21 protein-coding genes are annotated in these 24,425 nt (G+C 71.6%); 13 read left to right on the top strand and 8 right to left on the bottom strand.

Going from position 1 to position 24,425, the window contains the following annotated elements; all coding sequences use genetic code 11:
- The 4 genes from AC067M_RS43915 to AC067M_RS43900 are packed head-to-tail and all read left to right on the top strand — an operon-like array spanning position 1 to position 4,941.
- Entirely contained in the window at positions 1–960 is a 960-nt protein-coding gene (locus AC067M_RS43915; RefSeq protein WP_478702605.1) for an ABC transporter permease, read from the top strand.
- A complete protein-coding gene (locus AC067M_RS43910) occupies positions 957–2,984 on the top strand; it encodes a dipeptide/oligopeptide/nickel ABC transporter permease/ATP-binding protein (protein ID WP_478702604.1) in 2,028 nt (675 codons plus the stop codon). Before AC067M_RS43915 ends, AC067M_RS43910 begins: the two co-directional genes overlap by 4 nt.
- 2 nt (positions 2,985–2,986) lie before the next feature.
- Positions 2,987–4,009: an oligopeptide/dipeptide ABC transporter ATP-binding protein gene (locus AC067M_RS43905; protein WP_478702632.1), complete on the top strand. Its 1,023-nt coding sequence runs from the start codon at positions 2,987–2,989 to the stop codon at positions 4,007–4,009.
- The gene (locus tag AC067M_RS43900; protein WP_478702603.1) at positions 4,006–4,941 is read left to right on the top strand and encodes a dihydrodipicolinate synthase family protein; all 936 of its coding nucleotides are present in this window, start codon (positions 4,006–4,008) and stop codon (positions 4,939–4,941) included. Before AC067M_RS43905 ends, AC067M_RS43900 begins: the two co-directional genes overlap by 4 nt.
- A gap of 127 nt (positions 4,942–5,068) precedes the next feature.
- Here AC067M_RS43900 and AC067M_RS43895 read toward each other — a convergent pair whose 3' ends face one another.
- From AC067M_RS43895 to leuA, 5 genes are all read right to left on the bottom strand, one after another.
- The gene (locus AC067M_RS43895) at positions 5,069–5,731 is read right to left on the bottom strand and encodes a response regulator (protein ID WP_478702602.1); all 663 of its coding nucleotides are present in this window, start codon (positions 5,729–5,731) and stop codon (positions 5,069–5,071) included.
- The gene (locus tag AC067M_RS43890) at positions 5,728–7,002 is read right to left on the bottom strand and encodes a sensor histidine kinase (RefSeq protein WP_478702631.1); all 1,275 of its coding nucleotides are present in this window, start codon (positions 7,000–7,002) and stop codon (positions 5,728–5,730) included. Before AC067M_RS43890 ends, AC067M_RS43895 begins: the two co-directional genes overlap by 4 nt.
- A gap of 72 nt (positions 7,003–7,074) precedes the next feature.
- Entirely contained in the window at positions 7,075–9,156 is a 2,082-nt protein-coding gene (locus AC067M_RS43885; RefSeq protein ID WP_478702601.1) for an MMPL family transporter, read from the bottom strand.
- A 152-nt stretch (positions 9,157–9,308) separates the two neighbouring features.
- Positions 9,309–10,004, bottom strand: coding sequence for a tellurite resistance TerB family protein (locus AC067M_RS43880; RefSeq protein ID WP_478702600.1), 696 nt, complete (start codon positions 10,002–10,004; stop codon positions 9,309–9,311).
- Positions 10,005–10,201: 197 nt separating this feature from the next.
- Positions 10,202–11,923 carry a 2-isopropylmalate synthase gene (leuA, locus tag AC067M_RS43875; RefSeq protein WP_478702599.1) on the bottom strand — a complete coding sequence of 574 codons (1,722 nt, stop codon included), beginning with the start codon at positions 11,921–11,923 and terminating at the stop codon, positions 10,202–10,204.
- 319 nt (positions 11,924–12,242) lie between these two features.
- Here leuA and AC067M_RS43870 point away from each other — a divergent pair, with 319 nt between their 5' ends.
- From AC067M_RS43870 to AC067M_RS43855, 4 genes are read left to right on the top strand one after another with little or no spacing between them, the layout of a single operon-like run.
- A complete protein-coding gene (locus AC067M_RS43870; RefSeq protein WP_478702598.1) occupies positions 12,243–13,313 on the top strand; it encodes a M4 family metallopeptidase in 1,071 nt (356 codons plus the stop codon).
- Between the two features lie 21 nt (positions 13,314–13,334).
- Positions 13,335–13,601 (top strand): protealysin inhibitor emfourin, encoded by a 267-nt coding sequence (locus tag AC067M_RS43865; protein ID WP_478702597.1) that lies wholly within the window; start codon positions 13,335–13,337, stop codon positions 13,599–13,601.
- 58 nt (positions 13,602–13,659) lie between these two features.
- Complete coding sequence (locus AC067M_RS43860) at positions 13,660–14,982, top strand: GH1 family beta-glucosidase (protein WP_478702596.1); 1,323 nt, start codon at positions 13,660–13,662, stop codon at positions 14,980–14,982.
- Complete coding sequence (locus AC067M_RS43855; RefSeq protein ID WP_478702595.1) at positions 14,979–16,238, top strand: MFS transporter; 1,260 nt, start codon at positions 14,979–14,981, stop codon at positions 16,236–16,238. Before AC067M_RS43860 ends, AC067M_RS43855 begins: the two co-directional genes overlap by 4 nt.
- Positions 16,239–16,265: 27 nt before the next feature.
- On the opposite strand, the gene AC067M_RS43850 is transcribed toward AC067M_RS43855, so the two are convergent.
- Positions 16,266–17,120 carry an NAD-dependent epimerase/dehydratase family protein gene (locus AC067M_RS43850; protein WP_478702630.1) on the bottom strand — a complete coding sequence of 285 codons (855 nt, stop codon included), beginning with the start codon at positions 17,118–17,120 and terminating at the stop codon, positions 16,266–16,268.
- 137 nt (positions 17,121–17,257) lie between these two features.
- Between AC067M_RS43850 and AC067M_RS43845 the strand changes: the two genes are divergently transcribed.
- The 4 genes from AC067M_RS43845 (at position 17,258) to AC067M_RS43830 (ending at position 21,424) form a co-directional block, all read left to right on the top strand.
- Entirely contained in the window at positions 17,258–18,124 is an 867-nt protein-coding gene (locus AC067M_RS43845; protein WP_478702594.1) for a helix-turn-helix transcriptional regulator, read from the top strand.
- 230 nt (positions 18,125–18,354) lie between these two features.
- Positions 18,355–18,831, top strand: a complete 477-nt coding sequence (locus AC067M_RS43840; RefSeq protein ID WP_478702593.1) for a hypothetical protein — start codon at positions 18,355–18,357, stop codon at positions 18,829–18,831.
- Between the two features lie 153 nt (positions 18,832–18,984).
- On the top strand, positions 18,985–20,313 hold the full coding sequence (locus AC067M_RS43835; protein WP_478702592.1) for a WxL domain-containing protein: 1,329 nt from the start codon (positions 18,985–18,987) through the stop codon (positions 20,311–20,313).
- Between the two features lie 94 nt (positions 20,314–20,407).
- Entirely contained in the window at positions 20,408–21,424 is a 1,017-nt protein-coding gene (locus AC067M_RS43830; protein ID WP_478702591.1) for a DUF916 domain-containing protein, read from the top strand.
- On the opposite strand, the gene AC067M_RS43825 is transcribed toward AC067M_RS43830, so the two are convergent.
- Both AC067M_RS43825 and AC067M_RS43820 read right to left on the bottom strand, forming a co-directional pair.
- A complete protein-coding gene (locus tag AC067M_RS43825) occupies positions 21,318–21,656 on the bottom strand; it encodes a P-II family nitrogen regulator (protein ID WP_478702590.1) in 339 nt (112 codons plus the stop codon). The two genes, AC067M_RS43830 and AC067M_RS43825, sit on opposite strands and share 107 nt — an antisense overlap.
- On the bottom strand, positions 21,653–22,987 hold the full coding sequence (locus tag AC067M_RS43820; RefSeq protein ID WP_478702589.1) for an ammonium transporter: 1,335 nt from the start codon (positions 22,985–22,987) through the stop codon (positions 21,653–21,655). Before AC067M_RS43820 ends, AC067M_RS43825 begins: the two co-directional genes overlap by 4 nt.
- A gap of 184 nt (positions 22,988–23,171) precedes the next feature.
- Here AC067M_RS43820 and era point away from each other — a divergent pair, with 184 nt between their 5' ends.
- Positions 23,172–24,131, top strand: coding sequence for a GTPase Era (gene era, locus AC067M_RS43815; protein ID WP_478702588.1), 960 nt, complete (start codon positions 23,172–23,174; stop codon positions 24,129–24,131).
- Positions 24,132–24,425: the final 294 nt, after the last annotated feature.

Raw genomic sequence — 24,425 nt, 5'->3', positions numbered from 1 at the left:
GTGATCACCGTCGCCAGGATTCTGCTCCGGCGCATCGCCCTGCTCGTCCCGCTGATGCTCGGCATCGTGCTGTTCGTCTTCCTGGTGATGCGCTTCTCAGACGTCGACCCGGCGTCCGCGTTCTTCCAGGGCGCCAACCCGACCCCGCAGCAGCTGCACGACTTCCGTGAGCGCAACGGCCTGCTCGACCCGCTCCCCGTCCGCTACGTCGACTTCGTCGGCGCCCTGCTCCACGGCGACCTGGGCGTCAGCGCGCTGACCCGGGCGCCGGTCGTCGACCAGGTCACCACCGCGCTGCCGCTCACGCTCCAGCTCACGTTCCTGGGCCTGGGCATCGCGGTGGTGCTGGCGTTGGTGGGCGGGGTGACGGCCGCGATCCACCGGGACCGGCTGCCCGACCAGATCATCCGGGTCATCTCCCTCACCGGTGTCGCGGCCCCCGGTTTCTGGCTGGCGCTGCTGATGATCCAGTACCTGGCGGTCGACCTGGGCTGGTTCCCGACCGGCGGCTACATCAACCCGGCCGACTCCTTCACCGGCTGGCTGAAGACCATGACGCTGCCCGCCTTCGCACTGTCGCTTCCCGTGGCGGCGCAACTCACGCGGATCGTGCGGACAGCGGTGGTGGAGGAACTCGACAAGGACTACGTGCGCACGGCGATCGGCAGCGGGCTGCCGCCCGCGGTGGTGGTCGGGCGGAACGTGCTCAGGAACGCCCTGATCAACCCGCTCACCGTGCTCGGGCTGCGGGTCGGTTATCTGCTCGGCGGCGCGGTCGTCATCGAGACGATCTTCTCGCTGCCGGGCATGGGCAAGCTGATGATCGACGCCGTGAAGAACGGCGACCCGGCGGTCGTCCAGGGGGTCGTGCTGACCACGGCCACCGGCTTCGTCGTCGTCAACCTCGTCATCGACGTCCTCTACCTCCTGGTCAACCCCCGTCTGCGGGAGGCGACATGACGTTCGGTCCCAGGAAGCTCGCCCGGGCCCTCTCCCGTCCCGGCGTCCGGCTTCGCGGCTGGCGTCGGCTGCCGCCACTGTCGAAGGCCGCCGTCTGCTTCCTGGCCGTCGTGGTGCTGATGGCGCTGCTGGCCCCCCTGCTCGCGCCGGATGACCCGCTCGACCAGCAGCCGCCCGTCGACGGCACCGGGCATCCCTCCGCCGAGCACTGGATGGGCCAGGACAGCCTGGGCCGGGACATCCTCAGCCGGCTGATGCACGGCGCCCGCTGGTCCCTCGCCATCGGGCTCGGCGCGACCGGGCTCGCCCTGGTCGTGGGGGCGCTCCTCGGCGCGGTCGCGGCGACCTCCCGCAAGGCGGTCGACGAGACGCTGATGCGCTGCCTGGACGTGGTGATGGCGTTCCCGGGGATCGCGCTGGCCGCCGTCCTCGTCGCCGTGTTCGGCGGTGGGATCACGGTCCTGATCTGCGCGATCGCATTCCTGTTCACCCCGCCGGTGGCGCGGGTCGTACGGGCGAACGTCCTCGACCAGTACGGCGAGGACTACGTGACGGCGGAACGCGTGATCGGTGCGCGGACCCCGCACATCGTGCTGCGGCACGTGGCCGTCAACTGTGCCGCCCCGGTCCTGGTGTTCTGCACGGTGCAGGTCGCCGAGGCGATCGTGTTCGAGGCGTCCCTGTCGTTCATCGGCGCGGGCGTGCGGCCGCCGGACCCGTCGTGGGGCAGTGTCATCGCGGACGGCAAGAACATGGTGCTGACCGGGGGCTGGTGGGCGACGGTCTTCCCCGGGCTGCTGATGCTGGTCACCGTGCTGTCCCTGAACGTCCTCTCCGAGGGCGTCTCCGACGCGTGGGCGGCGCCCTCGGCGCGCGAGGTGGACCTGCCCAAGGACGCGAAGGACGCGAAGGACGCGAAGGACACAACGTACGAGAAAGACGACAAGGACGCGCTCGAAGCCCCCGAGCCCGGCAGCGGCGAGGTCGTCGAGCTGCCCGGTCTGGCGGAGGCGGCGCGGCGGCTACGCGCCCGGGCCCGCCCGCTGCCCCGCGACGGGCAGCCGGTGCTCGCGGTGGAGAACCTCGCCGTCGGTTTCGACGCCCGGCACGGCGGCGTGGACATCGTCGACGGCATCAGCTTCGAGGTGTACGCCGGTGAAGTCCTCGGCCTGGTGGGCGAGTCGGGCTGCGGCAAGTCGCTGACCGCGCTCACCGTGATGGGCCTGCAGCCGAAGGGCGCCCGAGTCAGGGGCCAGGTCCGTTTCAATGAGCGGGAGTTGCCGTCCGAGCCGATGCGGGTACGGAGGCGGCTGCTCGGCCACGAGATGGCGATGATCTACCAGGACGCGCTGTCCTCCCTGAACCCGGCGATGACGATCCGCGCCCAGCTCAAGCAGGTCGTACGGCGCGGGGGCCGCCGTAGCCCCGCCGAACTGCTGACCATGGTGGGTCTTGACCCGGGGCGCACCCTGCGCAGCTACCCGCACGAGCTCTCCGGCGGCCAGCGCCAGCGGGTGCTGATCGCCATGGCGCTGTCCCGGGACCCGAAGCTGATCATCGCCGACGAGCCGACGACCGCGCTGGACGTGACCGTGCAGGCGCAGGTGATAGAGCTGTTGCTGCGGCTGCGCGAGGAGCTGGGCTTCGCGCTGATCCTGGTCTCGCACGACCTGGCGCTGGTCGCGGACGTCACCGACCGGGTGGTGGTGATGTACGGCGGGCAGATCGTGGAGACGGGCGTGACCGCCGACCTGGTGGAGGCGCCGGCCCACCACTACACGCGCGGTCTGCTCGGGAGTGTGCTGTCGCTGGAGTCGGCGGCCGAGCGGATGACGCAGATCAGGGGCGTGGTCCCGGCCCCCGCCGACTTCCCGGCGGGCTGCCGCTTCGCGGACCGTTGCCCCCTGGCGGGCGAGGTGTGCCGCACGACCGCCCCCGACCTGACGGGCACCCACACGCACATGGCGGCCTGCCACCACCCGGCGGTGTTCCTGGCGACGACGCAGAGCGAGGTCATCACGTGAGCGTGAACACGCTGGTGGAAGTCTCCGACGCCCATGTCGTGCACAAGGCCCGCAGCGGCGGGCTGTTCACACGGGACCGGGTGTACGCCCTGACCGGCGCGGACCTGACCATCGCCCCTGGCGAGACGGTCGGTGTGGTCGGCGAGTCCGGCTGCGGCAAGTCGACGCTGGCGAAGGTGTTGGTGGGGGTGGAGCGGCCGACGTCCGGAGCGGTGTCCTTCAAGGGCCGCGACCTGTGGTCGATGCCGCCCGCCGAACGCCGGGCGGCCGTCGGCGGCAGCACCGGCATGATCTTCCAGGACCCGTCGACGGCCCTGAACCGTCGGCTGACGGTCCGGCAGATCCTGCGGGACCCGCTGGATGTGCACGACCGGGGATCGAAACAGCAACGTGAGGAACGCGTGCGGGAGTTGATGGCCCTGGTCGGCCTCCCCCGGGTGCTGGCCGACGGTCTGCCGGGGCAGCTCTCCGGCGGCCAGCGGCAGCGGGTCGCCATCGCCAGGGCCCTCGCGCTCGACCCCGATCTGGTGGTGGCGGACGAGCCGACGAGCGCGCTGGACGTGTCGGTCCGCGCCCAGATCCTCAACCTCCTGCTGGACCTGAAGGACCGGCTGGGTCTCGCGCTGGTCTTCGTCTCGCACGACATCCAGACGGTACGGCGGATGAGCGACCGCGTGATCACCATGTACCTGGGCCGGATCGTCGAGGAGACTCCGGCCGACCGGGTCACGGACGGCTCCCGGCACCCGTACACCCGTGCCCTGTTCTCCGCGACGCCCGGCCTGCTCGACCCGATCGAACCGATCCCGCTGGCCGGTCCGGTGCCGTCGGCGACCCGGCCGCCGAGCGGGTGCCCGTTCCGGACGCGGTGCTGGAAGGCGGACGAGGAGTGCGCGTCCGACATGCCGGGCTTCTCCGCCGCGTCGACGCCCGGACACCGCTACCGCTGCCACCATCCTGTGGAGGAGGACCGTTCGACCCGCGACCTCGTACGACAGAGCCAGCAGCCAAAGGAGCCTCGATGACCTTCCCCACCCCGCTCTCCGGTGTCGTCCCGCCCGTCTGCACCCCCCTGACACCGGACCGCGAGGTGGACGTCCCCTCGTTGCTCAGGCTGCTCGACCATCTGATGGGGGCCGGAGTGCACGGCCTGTTCGTCCTCGGCTCCTCGTCGGAGGCCGCGTTCCTCACGGACCGGCAGCGCGCGGAGGTGGTGGAGGCGACCGTCGCCCATGTGGCGGGGCACCTGCCCGTGCTGGCCGGCGTGATCGACATGACGACGCCCCGCGTCCTGGACCACGTCGCCTCGGTGACGGCGGCGGGCGCGGACGCCGTGGTCGTCACCGCCCCCTTCTACGCCCGCACCCACCCCGCGGAGATCGCCCGCCACTTCCGTCTGGTCGCGGCGGCCAGTCCGGTCCCGGTGGTGGCCTACGACATCCCCGTGGCCGTGCACACCAAGCTGCCCGCCGATCTGGTCCTGGAACTGGCCGCCGAGGGCGTGCTGGCGGGGCTGAAGGACTCCAGTGGTGACCTGGCGGCCTTCCGCGAGGTCGTGACGGGCGCCCGGGTGAACCCGGGCATCACCGGTTTCAGCGTCCTGACCGGCTCCGAGCTGCTCGTCGACGCGGCGCTCGCGCTGGGCGCGGACGGGGCGGTGCCGGGGCTCGCCAACGTCGACCCGGACGGGTACGTGCGCCTCGACCGGCTCAGCCGTGCGGGGGATCTGGAGGGAGCCCGCGCACAACAGGAGCGGCTGTGCGCCCTGTTCGGGCTGGTGGGCGTGGGCGACCCGGCCCGTATGGGCGGGAGTTCCTCGGCGCTGGGTGCGTTCAAGGCTGCGCTGCATCTGCGGGGTGTGATCGACTGTCCGGCTACGGCGGAGCCGCAGGTGCGGCTCTCTGCCGAGGAGGTCGAAGGGGTGCGGAAGTTTTTGATGGTGGGGGGGTTGTTGTAGGGGCGGGCGCCTGTTCGTCTGCGCGGTTGCTGTGCGTTGGCGGGTGCGGGTTCGTCGTGGTTGTTCGCGCAGTTCCCCGCGCCCCTTGCGGCGCTGCGGTTCTCGGCGCCGCCAAGGGGCCGTCGTTTCAGCCTCCCCCCGGGGTTACCAGCCCCGACTCGTACGCCACGACCACCAGTTGCGCCCGGTCCCGTGCTCCCAGCTTGCCCATGATGCGGCTGACGTGGGTTTTGGCGGTGAGGGGGCTGAGACCCAGTGTCTCGCCGATCTCCGTGTTGTTGAGGCCGCGCGCCACCAGGGTCAGCACCTCGCGCTCGCGCTCCGACAGGCACTCGGGGCCGCCCTCGGCGGGCGGGGCGGTGTGGCTGCGCAGGAAGCGGGCGATCAGGCGGGACGTGGGGCCCGGGGAGAGCAGGGCGTCGCCTGCCGCCACCGTGCGGATGGCGTCGAGGAGTTCGGCCGGGCGGGTGTCCTTCACCAGGAAGCCGGAGGCGCCGGCGCGCAGTGCCTCGACGACGTGGTCGTCGGTGTCGTAGGTGGTGAGAACCAGGACCCGTACCCCGGCCAGGTCCTCGTCGGCCGCGATCAGGCGGGTCGCCTCGATGCCGTCCAGGTCGGGCATCCGCAGGTCCATCACCACCAGGTCGGCGCGCTCGCTGAGGGCCAGCGCCACCGCCTCGCGGCCGGTGCCGGCCTGGCCGACGACCTCCATGTCCTTCGCGGACTCGACGAGCATCGCGAACGCCTCCCGCACGAGGGTCTGGTCGTCGGCGAGCAGAACGCGGATCATGCCGCCCCTTCCCCTGTCGGGTCTCGTCTCATCGGCAGTACGGCACTCACCTCGTAGCCCTCCCCCGGCAGCGGCCCGGCGTCCACCGTGCCGCCCACGCTGCGCGCCCGCTCCCGCATCCCGACGAGCCCGAAGCCGGGTGTTCCCTGACCGGCGCCCGCGCCGTCGTCGGTGACCTGCACGCGCAGGGCGCCCTCCCCGTCGTACACCGCGACCCGCACGGTGAGGCCCTCGCGTCCCCCGTGCCGTACGGCGTTCGTGAGGGCCTCCTGCACGATCCGGTAGGCGGCCGCGCCCACCGCGGCGGGCACCTCCCCCGCGTCCACCGACAGGTCGACTTTCGCCCCCGCGGCGCGGGCGGTCTCCGCGAGGTCGGGCAGGCCGTGCAGGCCGGGCAGGGGGCCGCGCCCCTCCCCGGCGTCCTGCTCGCGCAGCACCTCCAGCGTCGTACGGAGTTCGCCGCGGGCCGTGCGGCAGGTGTCCGCGATGTCGTCGAGGGCCTTGGCGACGGACGTGCGGTCGAGGCGGTCGGGGTCGGCGGCCAGGACGTGGGCGGCGACCGAGGTCTGCACGCCGATGAGGGTGATGCTGTGCGCGAGCAGGTCGTGCAGGTCGCGTGCGATGCGCAGCCGCTCCTCGGCGACGCGTCGGCGGGCCTCCTCCTCGCGGGTGCGTTCGGCGCGTTCGGCGCGCTCCAGGGCGGAGGCGATGTACTGACGGTGGACGCGGATGTAGCCGCCGAGCAGCAGCACGGAGACGATCCAGCCGGAGATGCGCAGGATCTCGGCGACCTGGTGCGGGTTTTCCAGGGCGTTGACGAAGAGGGTGACCCCGACGACGGTGGCGCCGGTGAGCACGGTACGGCGGGCGGTGCCGTTCGCGGCGACGGTGTAGAGGGCGACCATGGCGACCGGCACGGCGGCGCTGTGGTTGTAGTCGAGTCCGTGGTAGGGCGCGACGCACAGCACCACCGCGAGCAGCGCGAGCAGGGGGCTGCGGCGCCGCCACACCAGGGGGATCTGCGCGGCCAGCAGCAGGGTCCAGCCGACGGCGTCCAGGTGGCGGCCGTCCTCGATGGACGTGCCGAGCGCGACGGCCAGCAGCGCGGCCGTGGCGGCGAGCCAGGCGTCGGCCCGCAGCGGGGAGGGCCCCGCGGCGCGAGCGGCACGCGCGCTCCCCGTGCCGGCCGGTACGCCGTTGACGACGGCCAGCGCCCGCTCGGTCAGGGCGGCCGGCGCAGCCCGCTCGGCCAGGGCGCGACACCCCCGCATGGTTCCCCCCTCTTCCACGGCACCATCCTCCCTCAGGGGGCGCCCCCTCCGCAGGGAAGGGGCGCCCGGGGCTCACCGGCCGACCGGCTCACGCTCCCGCGTGCGTTCCGGCTCCGGCGCCCGGGACAGCCGCCCCGGCCACCACACCTTGCGTCCCAGTGCCACGCTCGCGCTGGTCACGAGGTAGGTCCGGACGAGGAACGTGTCGAGGAGCACCCCGACCGCGATCACGAAGCCGAGTTCGACGAGTTGGACCAGGCCCATGTTGGTCAGCACCGCGAAGGTCGCGGCGAGCACGAGCCCGGCGGAGGCGATGACCCCGCCCGTGGTGCGCAACGCGGTGAGCGCGGCGGTGACGGGTTCGACGCCCCGCATGGATTCCTCGCGCATCCGGTGCATGAGGAAGATGCCGTAGTCGACGCCGAGGGCGACCAGGAACACGAAGGACAGCAGCCCGAGGCCGGGATCCGTGCCCTCGAAGCCGAACACCGGCCCGAACACCAGCCCGCCGATGCCGAGCGACGCGCCCCACACCGCGACCACGGCGGCGACGAGCAGGAGTGGCGCGACGAGGGACCGGAGGAGGGCGATCAGGATGAGCAGGACGGAGACGAGGACGAGCGGCACGACGATCATCCGGTCCCGGGCGTTGGTGTCCTTCAGGTCGATCTGCTGGGCGCTGGCGCCGCCGACGTAGGAGCCGTCGAGGCTGTCCCTCAGCCGCTCGATGGTCGCGGTCTCGGCCGCCGACTGCGGGGGCGCGGAAGCGGCCACGGAGATCTCGGTCCAGCCCTCCCCCGTACGGCCCTTGCGCGCGTCGGCGACGCCGTCCGTGTCCCGGATCGCCTCCAGGGTGGCGTCGGCCCGGCCGGCCGGGGTGAGCACGTCGATGGGTTGTGCGGAGCCCTTCGGATAGGCCCTGGCGAGGGTCTCCAGGGCGGCGACGGACTCGGGCCTGTCGACGAAGGAGTCCTGCTGCTTGACCGTGCCGGGCAGGTTCAGCGCGCCCAGGGCGAGCGCGCCGAGCAGGACGGCGCCGGCCGCGAGGACGGTTTTCGGGCGCCGTCCGGCGGAGGTGCCCATCGCGGCGAACAGCGACCGGCGGGCCTTGGGTGTGCTGCCGTAGGCGGGCACCAGCGGCCAGAACACCCGGCGGCCGAGCAGGACCAGGAGCGCGGGCAGCAGCGTCAGCATCGTGACCAGCGCGCACAGCACACCGACGGTGCCGAGGGGCCCCATCCCCCGGTTGGAGTTGAGGTCTGCGGCGAGCAGGCACAGCAGTCCGGCGGCGACGGTCCCGGAGGAGGCGAGGACGGCGGGCCCGCAGCCGCTCAGGGCGGCCCGCATGGCGTCGTACGGCCGCTCGACGCGCCGGAGTTCCTCGCGGTAGCGGGAGACGAGCAGCAGGGCGTAGTCGGTGCCGGCGCCGAAGACGAGGATCGTCATGATGCCCGAGCTCTGCCCGGACACCGTCGTCCCGAAGGCCTGGTTGAGGCCGTAGGCGACGCCCATCGACAGGTAGTCGGCGATGCCGGCCACGACGAGCGGCACCAGCCACAGCACCGGGCTGCGGTAGATGAGGATCAGCAGGAGGGCCACGACGCCGACGGTGGTGTAGAGCAGTGGCCCGCCGAGCGCGTCGTAGACCTTGCTCGCGTCGGTGGCGAACGCACCCGTCCCGCCCACTTCGACGGTCAGTCCGCCCGCGCTGTGGGCGACCTCGCGTACGGCCTCCACGAAGGCGTCCCGCTTCTCCTCGTCGGTGCCGGGCTCGCTGCTGGCGACCGGGTACATCAGGGTGGTTCCGTCCTCGGACGGAACCGCCCGCGGTGGTGTGGTCAGCGCGTGCTCCCCCGCGACCCGCGTGACCTGCTCCCGCGCCGTCTCCCGGTCGGCGGCGGTCAGTCCGCCGTCGCGGCGGTAGACGAGCACCAGCTCGGTGGTCTCACCGCCCGGCAACTGTTCCTGGATCTTCGCGACCTGCGTGGAGTCGGCGTTCGCGGGCAGGTAGTCGGTGATCCGGTCGTGCTGCACGTCGGCGAGTTTCGCCGCGAACGGCGACACGACCGCGAGCACGCCGACCCACAGCGCGAGCACGAGCCAGGGAACGGCACGCCGTCTCCCCGTCTTTCCCGTCGTCTTTGCGGCCCCCATGGAACGGGCCCTCCCTCCGGAGCGGATGTCTGGGTACGGCATTCAGACTTCCGGTGCGGCGGGCGCAAGTCGTCGCGCTGCAGAGCGAGTTCGGGCGTACTGCCTGAGGCGGCCGGACGGGGTGGTTACTCCCCGAGGAGTAACCGGGAGGGTCAGGACGGCGTGCGGGCCGCCTCGAGCACGCGGGACGTTTCGTCGGCGCCGATGGTCAGTGCCGCGCCCACCGTGGCCAGGACGTCGCGTTCGGCCGGGGTGTACGGGCCGTCGGCGAGGGCGATCCTGGCGCCCTGGAGCAGGATCGATTCGCGGCCGACCTGGGCGAGGTGCGGGGCGAGGGGGTCCAGGGCCTCGTGGAGCTCTATGGCGAGGCCGGTGCAGGAGGGCTCCCCGAAGGCGCGTCCGGTGTCCGCGGCGAGGGCGTCCACGAGGGCGGCGAGCTGGTCCTCCGTACAGTCGTCGAAGCCGGCGGCGCGCACCGCGGTCGCGGCGGCCTCCAGGGACGTACGGGCGCAGGTGCCGCCCGCCGCGAGGACGGCGAGGGCGACGGTGTGCACGGCGTCGCGGAGCATCGCGGAGAAACGGATGGTGGTGGGGTGGTCGAGGACCTCGGTGCCGAAGTGGCGGTGGCAGGCCGCGCACTCGACGGCGGGGCCGGTCTCACCGCGCGGCAGCACGGGCACGCCGAGGACGGTGAAGCGGCGGCGGCCGGTGAGCCGCTGGTAGTTGCGGTCGCCCCCGCAGCCGGGGCAGAAGAACTCGCCGTCACCGACGGGAGTCCACGCGGTTCGGGTCCCCAGAATGCGCGCACGCCCGTCGACACGGCCGTTTCGTTCCCGTCCTGGCAGCACGTCGCACCTCCCACTCGCCGCGGCATCATCGCCACATGCTTGCGTGATGTTAGCCACATCCATGAGGTGGAGTCAGCACCCTGGACGAGACCTTTCCGTGACCCGCACATGGGGGTGGCCGAGATGTGACGGGGCCCTGACCGCCTTGCACCACGGTCAGGGCCTCGAAGTCCCCGGTCAGAGCCGGTTTCTGCGCGTCAGCGGGAGGCGCGGTTGACGGCGGAGACGACCGCCTTCAGCGACGCACGCGTCGTGTTCGCGTCGATGCCGATCCCCCACAGGACCTTGTCGTCGATCGCGCATTCGATGTAGGAGGCAGCCAGCGAGGAGGCGCCCTCGCTCATCGTGTGCTCCTGGTAGTCGAGCAGGCGTACGTCGATGCCGATGGACTGCAGGGCGTCGAAGAAGGCCGAGATCGGGCCGTTGCCGGAGCCGGACAGGACGGTGGCCTCGCCGTCGACGGTCGCCTCGACCGTCAGCCTGTCCACGCCGTCCGTGTCGGTGGTCGACTGGTTGTTGCGTACCTGGATACGGCCCCAGGGGTTCTCCGCGTTCGGCAGGTACTCGTCCTGGAAGGTCGACCAGATGTCGCCCGGCGTGACCTCGCCGCCCTCGGCGTCCGTCTTGGCCTGGATGAGCTTGGAGAACTCGATCTGCATCCGGCGCGGCAGGTCCAGCTTGTGGTCGTTCTTCAGGACGTACGCGATTCCGCCCTTGCCGGACTGCGAGTTGACCCGGATGACGGCCTCGTAGGAGCGGCCGACGTCCTTCGGGTCGATCGGCAGGTACGGGACCGCCCACTCGATGTCGTCGACGGTGACGCCCTGGGCGGCCGCGTCGGCCTCCATGGCGTCGAAGCCCTTCTTGATGGCGTCCTGGTGGGAGCCGGAGAAGGACGTGTAGACCAGGTCGCCCACGTACGGGTGGCGCGGGTGGACCTCCATCTGGTTGCAGTACTCCCACGTACGACGGATCTCGTCGATGTCGGAGAAGTCGATCTGCGGGTCGACGCCCTGCGAGAACAGGTTCATGCCCAGGGTGACCAGGTCGACGTTGCCGGTGCGCTCGCCCTGCCCGAACAGGCAGCCCTCGACGCGGTCGGCACCGGCCATCAGCGCCAGCTCGGCGGCGGCGACGGCCGTACCGCGGTCGTTGTGCGGGTGGACGGAGATGCAGACGTGCTCGCGGCGGGAGAGGTTGCGGCTCATCCACTCGAAGCGGTCCGCGTGCGTGGACGGCGTCGAACGCTCCACGGTGGCGGGCAGGTTGAGGATGATCTCGCGGCCCGGGCCCGGCTGGTAGACGTCCATGACCGCCTCGCAGACCTCCAGCGCGAAGTCCAGCTCGGTGTCGGTGAAGATCTCCGGGCTGTACTGGTAGCCGAACTCGGTCTCGGGGCCCAGCAGCTTCTCGGCGTACTCCATCACCAGGCGCGTGCCGTCGACGGCGATCTGCTTGATGTCGTCCTTGGAGCCGCGGAAGACGACCCGGCGGAAGACCGGGGCGGTGGCGTTGTAGAGGTGGACGGTCGCGCGACGGGCGCCCTTCAGGGACTCCACGGTCCGCTCGATCAGGTCCTCGCGGGCCTGGGTCAGGACGGAGATCGTCACGTCCTCGGGAATCGCGCCTTCTTCCTCGATGATCGAGCGCACGAAGTCGAAGTCGGTCTGTCCGGAGGCGGGGAACCCGACCTCGATCTCCTTGTAGCCCATCGTGACCAGCTGGTCGAACATCCGGCGCTTGCGCTCGGGCGACATCGGGTCGATCAGGGCCTGGTTGCCGTCGCGCAGGTCGGTGGAGAGCCAGCGGGGGGCGACGGTGACCCGGTTGTTCGGCCAGGTGCGGTCGGGGATGTCGACCTGCTCGTAGCGGCCGTACTTGTGGATCGGCATGGAACTGGGCTGCTGGCGGTTCGCCATGGTGCGGGGCTCCTCAGGATGTCCGGATGGACGGCCGACGACGCAACGCCAAGCTCCGCGGGGAGGGAGTCGACCTGGACTACAGGCCCTCGCCGCGGCAGCTAAGAAGAAGCAGCCCGAAACGCATGATGCTCCGCAGCGTAGCCGAGCCGCTCCCTGCCGCGCGGGGTCGTATCAGTATGCGGGACCGGAGGGATGAACGGGACAAAAAGTGCGCCATGCCACTCGCGCAGGGGATCCCCGACGCCGTATCCCTGTATTTCACCAATCATGGTTGCGGGTAGTGACACCGGAATGACTCAGTGCAAGGGTGCCGGGCATGACGACGAACGGGGGCTTCGAGCCCGTCTTCTGCACCGTCGTGCCGCCCTATGTCCTCGACAAACTGGCACAGCACGACGACCCCGCACTCTCCGGACCCGCCCGGCGCACCCTGGTGCGCGACAGCGAGCTGCGCGCCCGCCGGCGCGTCACCGCCGAGTTCCGCCTGGCGGCCACCCCGACGGCGAAGGCACCGTCGGACCAGCCGCTGCGCACGATCTACGACGCCGAGCACCGCACCGAGCTGCCCGGCACCAAGGTCCGCGGCGAGGGCGACGACCCCGGACAGGACGCCACGGTCAACCGCGCCTACTCCGGGCTCGGCGCCACCTTCGACCTCTACCTCAAGGCCTACCAGCGCCACTCGATCGACGGCGACGGCCTACCTCTGGACGCCACCGTCCACTACGACGAGGGCTACAACAACGCCTTCTGGAACGGCGAGCAGATGGTGTTCGGCGACGGAGACGGAGAGATCTTCGTCGACTTCACGAACTCCATCGACGTCATCGGCCACGAGCTCACCCACGGCGTCACCCAGTACACGGCGAACCTCACGTACTACGGCCAGCCGGGCGCCCTCAACGAGTCGATGTCCGACGTCTTCGGCTCGCTCATCAAGCAGTACTCCCTCGGCCAGACCGCCGCCGAGGCCGACTGGCTCATCGGTGCCGGCCTCCTCGCCCCGGGCGTGACCGGTACGGCCCTGCGCTCCATGAAGGCGCCGGGCACCGCGTACGACGACGACGTCCTCGGCAAGGACCCGCAGCCCGCGACCATGGACGACTACGTCCGCACCGGCCGCGACAACGGCGGTGTCCACATCAACTCCGGCATCCCGAACCACGCCTTCTACCTCGTCGCCACCGCGCTCGGCGGCCACGCCTGGGAGAAGGCCGGACAGATCTGGTACGACGTCCTGACCGGCGGCGAGCTCAAGGAGCGGGCGTTCTTCACCGACTTCGCCAAGCTGACCGTCACGGCCGCGCGCGAGCGCTACGGCGACGGCGGGGACGAGTTCCAGGCCGTGGAGAAGGCCTGGGAGCAGGTCGGGGTGCGGATCCTGTGACGGCGTACTAGACAGGGACCCATGCGTATTCAGGTGACGCGCACGGGTGGCTTCGCGGGCATCGAGCGCCGCGCCGAGGTCGACACCTCGGGGCGGCCCGATGCCCATGAGTGGCACGCCCTGGCCGAGCAGGCACTCGCCGCCGGCCGGGGCGCGCCCGCGACCGGCGTACCGGACGGCTTCAGCTACGAGATCACGGTGGACGGCCGGACGGTGTACGCGGCCGATCCCCGGCTCACGGAGGAGCAGCGGATGCTGGTGTCGAGGGTGCTGAAGGAGGGGGCGTAACTGGTGGTTCACGCCTGGGCGTTGACTTCCTTACCCATCGGTAAGGATGATCCCGCCCATGGCGAACGATCCGCGCGACGCGGCGCACCCGATCCCCCAGTTCCCGGCCGGCTTCCTGTGGGGCGTCTCGACCTCCGCCCACCAGATCGAGGGCGCGGCGGACGCACGTGAGGCATCCGTGTGGGACGTCTTCTCCGCCGAGCCGGGGCGGGTGAAGGACGGCTCGACGGCGGCGGTGGCCTGCGACCACTACCACCGCTACCGCGAGGACGTGGCCCTGCTCAAGGGCCTCGGCGTGGACGCGTACCGCTTCTCCGTCTCCTGGCCCCGGGTGAACTCCCCCGGTGGCCTGGACTTCTACGACCGTCTGGTGGACGAGCTGTGCGCGGCGGGCGTCCGTCCCGTCCCGACCCTCTTCCACTGGGACCTGCCGGTCGCGCTGGACTGGCTGGAGCGGGACACGGCCTCGCGTTTCGCGGAGTACGTGTCCGTGGTCGCCGACCGTCTCGGCGACCGCGTGCAGAAGTGGATCACGCTCAACGAGCCGGCCGAACACACCCTGTTCGGGCACGCCCTGGGCGCACACGCCCCCGGCAAGCAGCTGATGTTCGACGCGCTGCCCGCCGCCCACCACCAGCTGCTCGCCCACGGCCTGGCGGTACGGGCCCTGCGGGCGTCCGGCGCCACGGACATCGGCATCGCCAACTCCCACGGCCCGACCTGGCCTGCGTCCCGGGAACAGGCGGACCTGGAGGCCGCCGACTTCTACGACCTGCTCCTGAACCGCCTGTTCGCCGACCCGGTCCTGCTGGGCGAGTACCCCGAGGGCATCGCCGAGTTGATGCCGGGGGACGTGGCGGCCGACCTCAAGGTGATCGGGGAGCCGCTGGACTGGTACGGCGTCAACTACTACTCCCCGACCCGGGTGGGCGCACCGCAGGGCACGGACATCGAGTTCGGCGGTCTGACGATCCCGGCGGAACTCCCTTTCTCCGTCCAGGAGATCGAGGGCGTCCCGGTGACGGACTTCGGCTGGCCCGTGGTCCCCGAGGGACTGACGGAGCTGCTCACCGGCTTCCGGGACCGCTACGGCGACCGGCTCCCGCCGGTCGTGATCACCGAGAACGGCTGCAGCTACGAGGGCGTCGACGACCAGGACCGCATCACCTACCTGGACGGCCACATCCGGGCACTGCACCGGGCGGTGGAGGCCGGCGTCGATGTGCGCGGGTACTTCGTCTGGTCGCTCATGGACAACTTCGAGTGGGCGGAGGGCTACGCCCGCCGGTTCGGGCTGGTGCATGTGGACTTCGAGAGCCTCGCCCGTACCCCGAAGGCGTCGTACGCCTGGTTCCGGGGCGTGCTGCGGGCTCAGAGATGACAACGGCGGGCCGGGTCCCGGCGGCCGCCCTCGCCGAGCCTGTCGAGCGGGTGGGCCGGGGCTGGACCTCGGCCCTCTCCCTCGCCAACGGGGCGATCTGGGTGGGCTGGTACGGCCCCCTGCAGATCCTTCTCACCTCGCAGGCGAAGGACTTCGCGCCCGGCTCCGGCATGTCCAAGGAGACGATGCTGGCCTGGGTGACGGGTGTCGGCGCGGTGGTGTCGCTGGCGGCGAACCCGCTCTTCGGGGCGTTGTCGGACCGTACGACGTCCCGTCACGGCCGCCGTACGCCGTGGATCGTGGCGGGCACGGCGGGCGGAGCCCTGTCCCTGCTGCTGCTCGCGGCGGCGGACGGGGTCTGGACGATGGCGCTGGGCTGGTGCCTGGTCCAGCTCACCCTGAACGCGGCCTTCGCGGCGGTGACGGCGGCGGTCCCGGACCGGGTGCCCCGGCTCCAGCGGGGCTCGGTGGGCGGCTGGCTGGGCGCGGCGCAGATCCTGGGCGTCGTCGGCGGGACGGGCCTCGCGACGGCCGCCGGAGGCGTCGGGGCCGGGTACGTGGCCTGCGCGGTGTTCACGGCGGTGGGCGTGCTGCCGTATGTGCTGCGCCACGAGGATCTGCGGCTGGCGGAGGCGGACCGGCCTCCCTGGTCCTGGCGCGGCTTCCTGGCGGGCTTCTGGCTGAGCCCGCGCCGCCACCCCGACCTGGGCTGGGCCTGGCTGACCCGGTTCCTTATGAACCTGAGCAACGCGCTGGTGCTGCTCTACCTGCTGTACTACCTGCGCGACCGGCTGCACTACGGCGACCCCGACGAGGGCGTGCTGATCCTGACGGCCGTGAACGGCGTGACGCTGCTCGCCACGGTGGTGGTCGGGGGCGTCTGGTCGGACCGGGTGGGGCGGCGCAAGCCGTTCGTGATCTGGTCGGGGGTGCTGATGGCGGTGGCGACGGCGGGGCTGGCTGTGTGGCAGACCTGGCCGGGCGCGATCGTGGCGGCGGCCGTGCTGGGCGTCGGCTTCGGGGTGTTCACCTCCGTGGACTTCGCGCTGATGACGGACGTCCTGCCGCGGGCGCTGGACCGGGGCAAGGACCTCGGCGTCATCAATGTCGCCAACTCCCTGCCCCAGGTCGCGGCGCCCGCCCTCGCCGCGCCGATCGTGACCTACCTCGGCGGCTACCGGGTGCTGTACCTGGTGGCGGCGGTGATCGGGCTGGCGGGGGCGATGCTGGTGGCGCGGATCCGCGGGGTGGACTGATCTGGCGGACCTGCCTGGTGGGCTGACCTACAGGGCTCCGGCCTCGCGGGCCGCGTAGACGCTGGGGTACAGCGGGCGGTAGCCGAGTTCGCGGCGGATGCGCTCGGTCGAGGTCAGCTGGAACCAGGGGTCGGGGTCGGTGCGGTCGTGGAGCTCGGCCGGGACGTCGACCGCGTTGAGCTGGTGCAGTTCGACCGCCGTGACGGGGGCGTCGTCGGCGATGTTGTAGATCCGGCCGTCGACGCCCGGGGCGTGCAGGAGGCGCAGCAGGCCCTGGGCGACGTCCGCGTGGTGGACCATGTGCAGCTTCTGGGTCGCCGCCCAGTTCCCGGCCCACATCAGGGACTGGGCGAGGTGCGGATCGCCCTCTCCGTAGACGAAGGCGAGCCGGCCGACGCGCACGTCCAGGCCCTCCAGCGCGAGCAGGCCCCGCTCGGCCTCCCCCTTGGACTCGGCGTAGGCGCCCCACATGGAGCCGCCGGGCCGGATCTCGTCGTCCTCGGTCAGCGGGCGGCCCCGCCCGACGCCGTACACCAGACCCGTGCTGACCTGCACGAACCGCTGCACGCCGGAAGCCAGCGCGGCACGGCCCAGCTCCAGTGCCGCGTCCCGGTTGACGGCCCACGCCTCCTCGTCCGGCACCCCGCGAAAGGCCGCCGCGACGTTCACGACGGCGTCCACCCCGGCCACCGCCTTGCCGAGCGCCTCCGTGTCGCGCAGATCGCCGAGGACGACCTCCGCACCCAGCTCCGCGAACCGCTCCGCCCGGTCCGCGTCACGCACCAGGACCCGTACCTGCTCCCCTGGCCGTGCCTGCGCCAGCAGCCTCGGTACGAAGCGCCGGCCGACCTGTCCCGTCGTTCCCGTCACGAGTGTCACCATCATCTGCTCCTCCTGGTCCGGTGAAGGTCCATCTGGTGCACCACCCTCGGACGGGGCCGGGAGGACCGGGAGAGACCTGTCGATCGGGGGATCGTCAGTCCCTGGATAAGCCGGGCGCCCTGCCCCACGCTGGAGAGGTGAACCGACCCGAACTCGCCGACTTCCTGCGCCGCGGCCGCGCCCGCCTCAGCCCGTCGGACGTGGGGCTGACGCCGGGTGCCCGCCGCCGTACGCCCGGCCTGCGCCGCGAGGAGGTGGCACAGCTGACGGGCATGTCGGTGGACTACTACACGCGCCTGGAACAGCGCCGTGGCCCGCGCCCGTCCCGGCAGATGCTGAGCGCGCTGGCCCGCGCCCTGCGCCTCACCGACGACGAACGCGACCACCTGTTCCACCTGGGCGGCGAGGAGCCCCCGCGCCGTGAGACGGCGTCGGCGCACGTCCCGCCCGGCGTGATGCTGATCCTGGACCGGCTGCACGACACCCCGGCGCAGGTGGTGACCGACTGCGGCGAGATCCTGGCCCAGAACGCGATGGCCAGGGCGCTGACCCGCGACGTGATGTCCCGCCCCCGGCGCGAGCACAACGTGGTCCGCCTCTACTTCCTGGACCCGGACGCGCGCACCCTGTTCCCGAAGGAGGACTGGGCGGATCACGCCCGTGCCCACGTGGCCAACCTGCGCGCGGTGGCCGCCGCCCGCCCGGACGATCCGGAACCGGCCGCGCTGGTCGCCGAACTCCGCGCGTCGAGCGAGGAGTTCGCCCGCCTGTGGGACGAGCACGAGGTGTCCCTGCGCAACCGGGCGACGAAGCGCTTCCTGCACCCCGTGGTGGGCCTGCTGGAACTGGACTGCGAGGTGCTGCTCAGCCACGAGCACCACCAGCTCCTGGTCATCCACACGGCCCGCCCGGGCACGGAGTCGTACGAGCGGCTGGAGTTGCTGCGGGTGGTGGGGCTTCAGGATCTGTCTCCGGCGGAGTACGGGAACTCCAGGCCCTCGTAGGACCAGGGTCTTTCGTTTGGATCAGGCCGGATCAGGCGAGCCCGGCCTGATCCAAACGAGAGGCCCTATAGTCCGGAATTCACCCTTGCCGCCCCCTCTCCCCCGCGCATCAATGAAGCCATGGATCCGACGGACCGTCAGATTTCCGGCCGGTCGAGCAGCGTGTCCGCACCCACCTGCTCAGGGGCCGCCGTCCGTCGACGCTCACCCGCGAAGGGAGCTCGAAGCAGATGAGAGGCAAGCGAATCGGAACAGGTGCGGCAGTGGCGGTCGGGGTGCTCGCGCTCGGCGGGCTCGCGCTCGCTCCCGCGGCCGTCGCCGTCACCCCCCAGGCGGCGACGATCACCGCGGACTGCGGGATCTTCGGCGGCGGAGCGGCGACACTCACGGCCACGCAGGACGGCGGCGCCGCCACCCTCAGCCTCACCTCCACCGCGATCAAGGCACCGATCGCGCTGGCGAAGGACTCGATCACATCCACCCTCACCCTGGTGAAGTCCACCGGCGGCACCAAGGTCTTCAGCGGGAAGGTGAACCCGGCGATGGCCGTCGGCGACCCCGTCACCGTCGGCCCCCTCCCCGGGACCGTGGCCTCCGGCGACACGCTGGAGACCTACGGCGGCTCGCTCAAGATGGTCGTCCTGGGCATCACCATCACCTGTAAGGCCAAGGCGCCCCAGTCGCCCGGGCCGTTCGTGTTCGACTGATCCGAGCGGGCACGAAGCACGCGCGGCAGGGGAGGTGACGACCCGTCAGTTTTCCTGCCGCATCTCCATTGACTTCTCACACCGCCTCCACGTCAATGCCCCTTGTCGGCGCAGAAGAGCCACTGCGCCCGCATCCCTCAGGAGGGGGCACCCATGGGTCAGACCACCCGAAGACGCCGCCTGGCGTCGCTGCTCGGGGCGACCGCGCTCGCGGTCACCGCGGGCGGCGCGCTGGCCGCGCCGGCCGGCGCCGTGTCCGCCCAGTCCGCCGACGTGGACTACATGACGCACTGCATCCCGCCGCCCATCGCGGGCATCCCGCCGATCGACGGCACCACCACCGGCCGTATCGCGGTCGACAACACCAGCCCCAAGGTCGGCGACACCGTCACCGTGACCTACACGGTGGTCAAGCCCGCCGCCAGCAACCCCACCGACCTCGCCCTGCCGGCCGACATCATGACCCCCACCGGCAAGGTCACCCTCGGCGGGGCGCAGACCGGCGACGTCACGGTCACGGGGCCGAAGAAGAACGACCCGGTGCCGGGCAAGGGCGCCTTCCCGTCCTTCTCGATGACCGGCACGTTCACGGTCACCAAGCCCGGCGCGATCACCCTCTCGCCCGGCGACTACAACATCCACACCAGCTACATCCTGGAGCTGGACACTCCCTGCACGGTCACCAGCCCGCCCGCGCCGGTCTCGGAGACCGTCACCGCGGTGGGCGACCCGCCGGCCAACACCCGTGCCATCACCCTGGGTTCGGCGTCCGGCAAGCCCGGTGACCGCGTCGCTGTCACCGGCAGCGGATTCACCGCGGGCGCGACCGTCACTCTCGCCGGTCGGTCAGGCAGCGCCCAGACCGCGGACAAGGCGACGGTGACCGCGAGCGCCCAGGGCGCCATCAGCGGCGGGCTCGTCGTCAACGACAAGACGACGAGCGGGGTCGTGGCGTACGAGGGCGCCGAGTGGAGCGCGGCGAAGGGCGCCGGGCCGGTCGCGTACGTCGTCATCGACGACACCCCCGTCCCGGCCGGCAGCCAGAAGCTCACCACCACGGTGAAGGCGGGCACCCTGTCCATGTCCCAGGCCGGGGACGCCGTCCAGCTCTCGGGCGTCGACTTCGGCAAGGGCGGGGCCTCGACCGGTGACCTGCGCACGGTGACCGTCAAGGACTTCCGCGGCGGACCCGCGGGCTGGTCCCTGACCGGCAAGGTCACCGACTTCACCGGCCCCGGCGCCAAGATCGACGCCGGGAAGCTGAGCTGGACGCCGGCCTGCGCGACCAAGCCGGGCAGCCCCAGCACCTGCCGGGCCGGTTCACCGGGCACGGTCGGCGGTTCGGGGGCGACCCTGGCGTCCACGCCCGACGGCACGCTCACCGGCGGTGAGTTCACGGTCGACGCCGGGCTGTCGCTCGACGTACCGGCGTTCACGCCTCCGGGGTCGTACTCCGCGGTCCTGACCCTCACGCTCAGCTGACCGTACGACCTGCCGCTTCGGCGGCCGGGCGCCCGTTCCACACGGTCCGCACCCGCCCGTCCGCCCCGATCCCGTCCGTGGGGGGTCCGCACCCATGCGCAAGCCGTACGTCCTCCTCCTGCTGCTGCTCCTCCTCCTGCTCGCCGCCGCCGTCCCCGCGCATGCCGCCGACAACGGCAGCTGGTCCGTGTACCCCGTGTCCTCCGGCGTCTCCGAGCGGCCGTACTTCTACCTCTCCGCCGACCCCGGGCAGACGATCGAGGACAAGGTCGTCGTCAACAACAAGACCGCGAAACCGCTGAGTTTCCGCCTTTACGCGGCCGACGCGTACAACACCGAACGCGACGGCGGGTTCGCCGTGCGGACGGAGAAGGAGCGGATGCGAGGAGTGGGCGCCTGGGGGAAGCCCGGCACGTCCCGGATCACCGTGCCCGCCCACAAGTCGGTCACCGTGCCGTTCACACTGCGCGTGCCCGAGGGCGCCGAGCCCGGGGACCATCCCGGTGCGCTGGTGGCCCTGGACGAGCGCGTCGACGCCGGTCACGGTGCGCTCGCCGTGGGAGTACGGCGGGCCGTCGGCGCCCGCGTCTACCTCCGGGTGAACGGGCCCGCCCTGCCCGCGATCTCCGTCGAGGGCGTCCGTGTCTCCCACCACCAGCCCCTCGTCCCGGGCCTCGGCGACAGCACGGCGACCATCTCCTACACCCTGCGCAACACCGGGAACGTCACCCTCAACCCGAGGGTGGAACTGCGGGCCCAGGGCCTGTTCGGCCGTACGCTCCTCGCCCGCGACCTGGCCGGGGTCCCCTCCGAGCTGCTGCCCGGGCAGCGGGTGCGGCTCAGCGAGCCCTGGCGCGGGGCGCCCCAGCTCGACTGGGGCGACGTGACGCTCACGGCGAGCGCGAAGGACGCCCGCGAGTCGGCCGGGGCGTCCTTCTTCGCGCTGCCGTGGCTGGTGGTGGCGGTGGCGTTCGCCGCCGGGGTGGTGGGAGGGGCGCTCCTCGTCAGAGCGCGTCGGGGCCGCGCTCGCCCGTCCGCACCCGTACGACCGTCTCGACGGGCAGTGCCCACACCTTTCCGTCCCCGATCTTCCCCGTCTGCGCGGCCTTGACGATCGCGTCGATGACGGCGTCCGAGTCGGCGTCCTCGACGACGACCTCGATACGGACCTTGGGGACGAGGTCGACCTGGTACTCGGCGCCGCGGTACACCTCGGTGTGGCCGCGCTGCCGGCCGTAGCCGCTGGCCTCGGTCACGGTCAGGCCGTGCACGCCGATCTCCTGGAGGGCGGTCTTGACCTCGTCGAGGCGGTACGGCTTGACGATGGCGGTGATGAGCTTCATGCCTGGGTCTTGGCCTTCTGAGCGGAGGGGAGGACGGACGCGGTGACCGGGGCGCCATGCCCCAGGACGCCGTGATCGTATGCCGTCTCGGCGTGCACCGTAAGGTCCAGGCCCTCGTACTCCTGCTCCTCGCTCGCACGGAAGCCCATCACCTTGTCGATCAGCTTGCCGACGCCGTACGTCACGGCGAAGGCGTACACCCCCACGGCGACCACGGCCACCAGCTGCTTCCCCAGCTGCCCGAGCCCGCCGCCGTACAGCAGGCCCTCGGCCCCGCCGGTCATGGTGTCGACCGCGAAGACGCCGATCAGGAGGGTGCCGATGATCCCGCCGACCAGGTGGACGCCGACGACGTCCAGGGAGTCGTCGTAGTTCAGCTTGAACTTCCAGCCCACGGCGTACGAGCAGACGACACCGGCGGCGAGGCCCACGACCAGCGCGCCGAGCAGGGACACCGACCCGCAGGACGGCGTGATGGCGACCAGACCCGCGACCGCGCCGGAGGCGGCCCCCAGCGTCGTCGGATGACCGTCGCGCTTCTGCTCGACGAAGAGCCAGCCGAGCAGACCGGTGCAGCCGGCGGCGAGGGTGTTGAGGAACGCGGCGGCGGCGAGACCGTTGGCGCCGAGGGCGGAGCCGGCGTTGAAGCCGAACCAGCCGAACCAGAGCAGACCGGCGCCCAGCACGACCATCGGCAGATTGTGCGGACGCATGGCGTCCTTCTTGAACCCGAGCCGGGGACCGAGCACCAGACACAGGGCCAGCCCCGAGGCACCGGAGGTGATCTCGACGGGCAGACCGCCCGCGAAGTCGAGGGCGCCCAGGTCGTCCAGGATCCAGCCACCGGGGCCCCACACCCAGTGGGCGACGGGAACGTATACGAGCAGCGCCCACACCGGCACGAAGACCAGCCACGCCCCGAACTTCGCCCGGTCGGCGACCGCGCCGCTGATCAGCGCGGCCGTGATGATCGCGAAGGTGAGCTGGAAGGTGGCGAACAGGACGGTGGGGACGGTGCCCTGCACGCTGTCGGGCCCGAGACCGGACATGCCGGCGTGTTCGAGGCCGCCGATCAGTCCACCGCCGGCGTCGTCGCCGAAGGCGAGGGAGTACCCGGCGGCCAGCCACACCACCGTGACCAGGGCGATCGACACGAAGCTCATCATCAGCATGTTGAGGACGCTCTTCGTGCGGACCATGCCGCCGTAGAACAGGGCCAGGCCCGGTGTCATCAGCAGGACGAGGGCGGTGGCGGCGAGCAGCCAGGCGGTGTCGCCGGTGTCGATGCGCTCTGCGGCCAGGGGCGCGGCGAGGGTCACGGTCGTCTCCAACGGTGTCGGGGCTCGTCAGAGGGTCACCGGCGTGCGTTTCCGGTCGCGTACAGGTGTGTTTCCGTGACGTTTCGTTGCGTGGAGGTTTCCGGGAGCTCACGGGGCGGGCGGTGGGGGACGGTGCGCGGACGGTTGTGCGGACGGTTGTGCGGTGGGGCCTTGTGGATCAGGGAGAATGGTCGCCATGAGCGTTCGCAGCCAGTCATCCAAGCCGTCTGATTCGTCGGAGGCTCCCCACCGCGCCGGCTTCGCCTGCTTCGTGGGCCGCCCCAACGCGGGCAAGTCCACCCTCACGAACGCTCTGGTCGGCCAGAAGGTGGCGATCACCGCGAACCAGCCGCAGACGACGCGGCACACGGTGCGGGGCATCGTGCACCGCGAGGACGCCCAGCTGATCCTGGTCGACACTCCTGGGCTGCACAAACCACGCACCCTGCTGGGCGAGCGGCTGAACGACGTCGTACGCACCACCTGGGCCGAGGTCGACGTGATCGGCTTCTGTCTTCCCGCGAACGAGAAGCTCGGCCCCGGTGACCGCTTCATCGCGAAGGAACTGGCGTCCATCAAGAAGACGCCGAAGATCGCGATCGTCACGAAGACCGACCTCGTCGACAGCAAGACCCTCGCCGAGCAGCTCATCGCGATCGACCAGCTCGGCCGGGAGCTGGGCTTCGAGTGGGCGGAGATCGTGCCGGTGTCGGCGGTCGGCGACAAGCAGGTCGATCTGCTCGCCGACCTGCTCGTCCCCCTCCTGCCGGAGGGCCCGGCCCTCTATCCCGAGGGCGACCTGACGGACGAGCCCGAGCAGGTCATGATCGCCGAGCTGATCCGCGAGGCCGCGCTGGAGGGCGTACGCGACGAGCTCCCGCACTCCATCGCCGTCGTCGTGGAGGAGATGCTCCCCCGCGAGGACCGTCCGGCGGACAAGCCCCTCCTCGACATCCACGCCTTCCTCTACATCGAGCGCCCCAGCCAGAAGGGCATCATCATCGGCCCCAAGGGCAAGCGCCTGAAGGACGTCGGCATCAAGTCCCGCAAGCAGATCGAGGCGCTGCTGGGCACGCCGGTCTTCCTCGACCTGCATGTGAAGGTCGCGAAGGACTGGCAGCGGGACCCGAGGCAGCTGCGCAAGCTGGGCTTCTGAGACAGGCCGAGGCCATCCCCGGAACGCCCGCCACGCGGCGGTAGCCGCACATTGATACAGCCTCGACCTGCATGTGAAGGTCGCGAAGGACTGGCAGCGGGACCCGAGGCAGCTGCGCAAGCTGGGCTTCTGAGAGGCGGGTCGGTGATGTTCAGCCCGTCCGGCGTTTGAGGACGAGGCCGTTCAGGCCGATCGGGGGCCTGGGGGGGGGGGCCCCCACACCCCCCCCCCCCCCCCCAACCGCCCCCCCCCCCACCCCACCCCGCTCTAGCCACACCACCCGGGTTTTCTGCC

It is taken from the genome of Streptomyces sp. NPDC043427, from assembly GCF_056436655.1.
The sequence above is the reverse complement of the archived record's forward strand: the minus strand, read 5'-3'. Positions and strand labels throughout refer to the sequence as shown.

Bases quoted from the DNA above. Each gene is read 5' to 3' on its own strand.
- AC067M_RS43910 (WP_478702604.1), top strand. From the start codon at position 957: ATGACGTTCGGTCCCAGGAAGCTCGCCCGGGCCCTCTCCCGTCCCGGC.
- AC067M_RS43900 (WP_478702603.1), top strand. From the start codon at position 4,006: ATGACCTTCCCCACCCCGCTCTCCGGTGTCGTCCCGCCCGTCTGCACC.
- AC067M_RS43895 (WP_478702602.1), bottom strand. From the start codon at position 5,731: ATGATCCGCGTTCTGCTCGCCGACGACCAGACCCTCGTGCGGGAGGCG.
- AC067M_RS43890 (WP_478702631.1), bottom strand. From the start codon at position 7,002: ATGCGGGGGTGTCGCGCCCTGGCCGAGCGGGCTGCGCCGGCCGCCCTG.
- AC067M_RS43885 (WP_478702601.1), bottom strand. From the start codon at position 9,156: ATGGGGGCCGCAAAGACGACGGGAAAGACGGGGAGACGGCGTGCCGTT.
- leuA (WP_478702599.1), bottom strand. From the start codon at position 11,923: ATGGCGAACCGCCAGCAGCCCAGTTCCATGCCGATCCACAAGTACGGC.
- AC067M_RS43870 (WP_478702598.1), top strand. From the start codon at position 12,243: ATGACGACGAACGGGGGCTTCGAGCCCGTCTTCTGCACCGTCGTGCCG.
- AC067M_RS43865 (WP_478702597.1), top strand. From the start codon at position 13,335: ATGCGTATTCAGGTGACGCGCACGGGTGGCTTCGCGGGCATCGAGCGC.
- AC067M_RS43860 (WP_478702596.1), top strand. From the start codon at position 13,660: ATGGCGAACGATCCGCGCGACGCGGCGCACCCGATCCCCCAGTTCCCG.
- AC067M_RS43855 (WP_478702595.1), top strand. From the start codon at position 14,979: ATGACAACGGCGGGCCGGGTCCCGGCGGCCGCCCTCGCCGAGCCTGTC.
- AC067M_RS43850 (WP_478702630.1), bottom strand. From the start codon at position 17,120: ATGGTGACACTCGTGACGGGAACGACGGGACAGGTCGGCCGGCGCTTC.
- AC067M_RS43840 (WP_478702593.1), top strand. From the start codon at position 18,355: ATGAGAGGCAAGCGAATCGGAACAGGTGCGGCAGTGGCGGTCGGGGTG.
- AC067M_RS43835 (WP_478702592.1), top strand. From the start codon at position 18,985: ATGGGTCAGACCACCCGAAGACGCCGCCTGGCGTCGCTGCTCGGGGCG.
- AC067M_RS43830 (WP_478702591.1), top strand. From the start codon at position 20,408: ATGCGCAAGCCGTACGTCCTCCTCCTGCTGCTGCTCCTCCTCCTGCTC.
- AC067M_RS43825 (WP_478702590.1), bottom strand. From the start codon at position 21,656: ATGAAGCTCATCACCGCCATCGTCAAGCCGTACCGCCTCGACGAGGTC.
- era (WP_478702588.1), top strand. From the start codon at position 23,172: ATGAGCGTTCGCAGCCAGTCATCCAAGCCGTCTGATTCGTCGGAGGCT.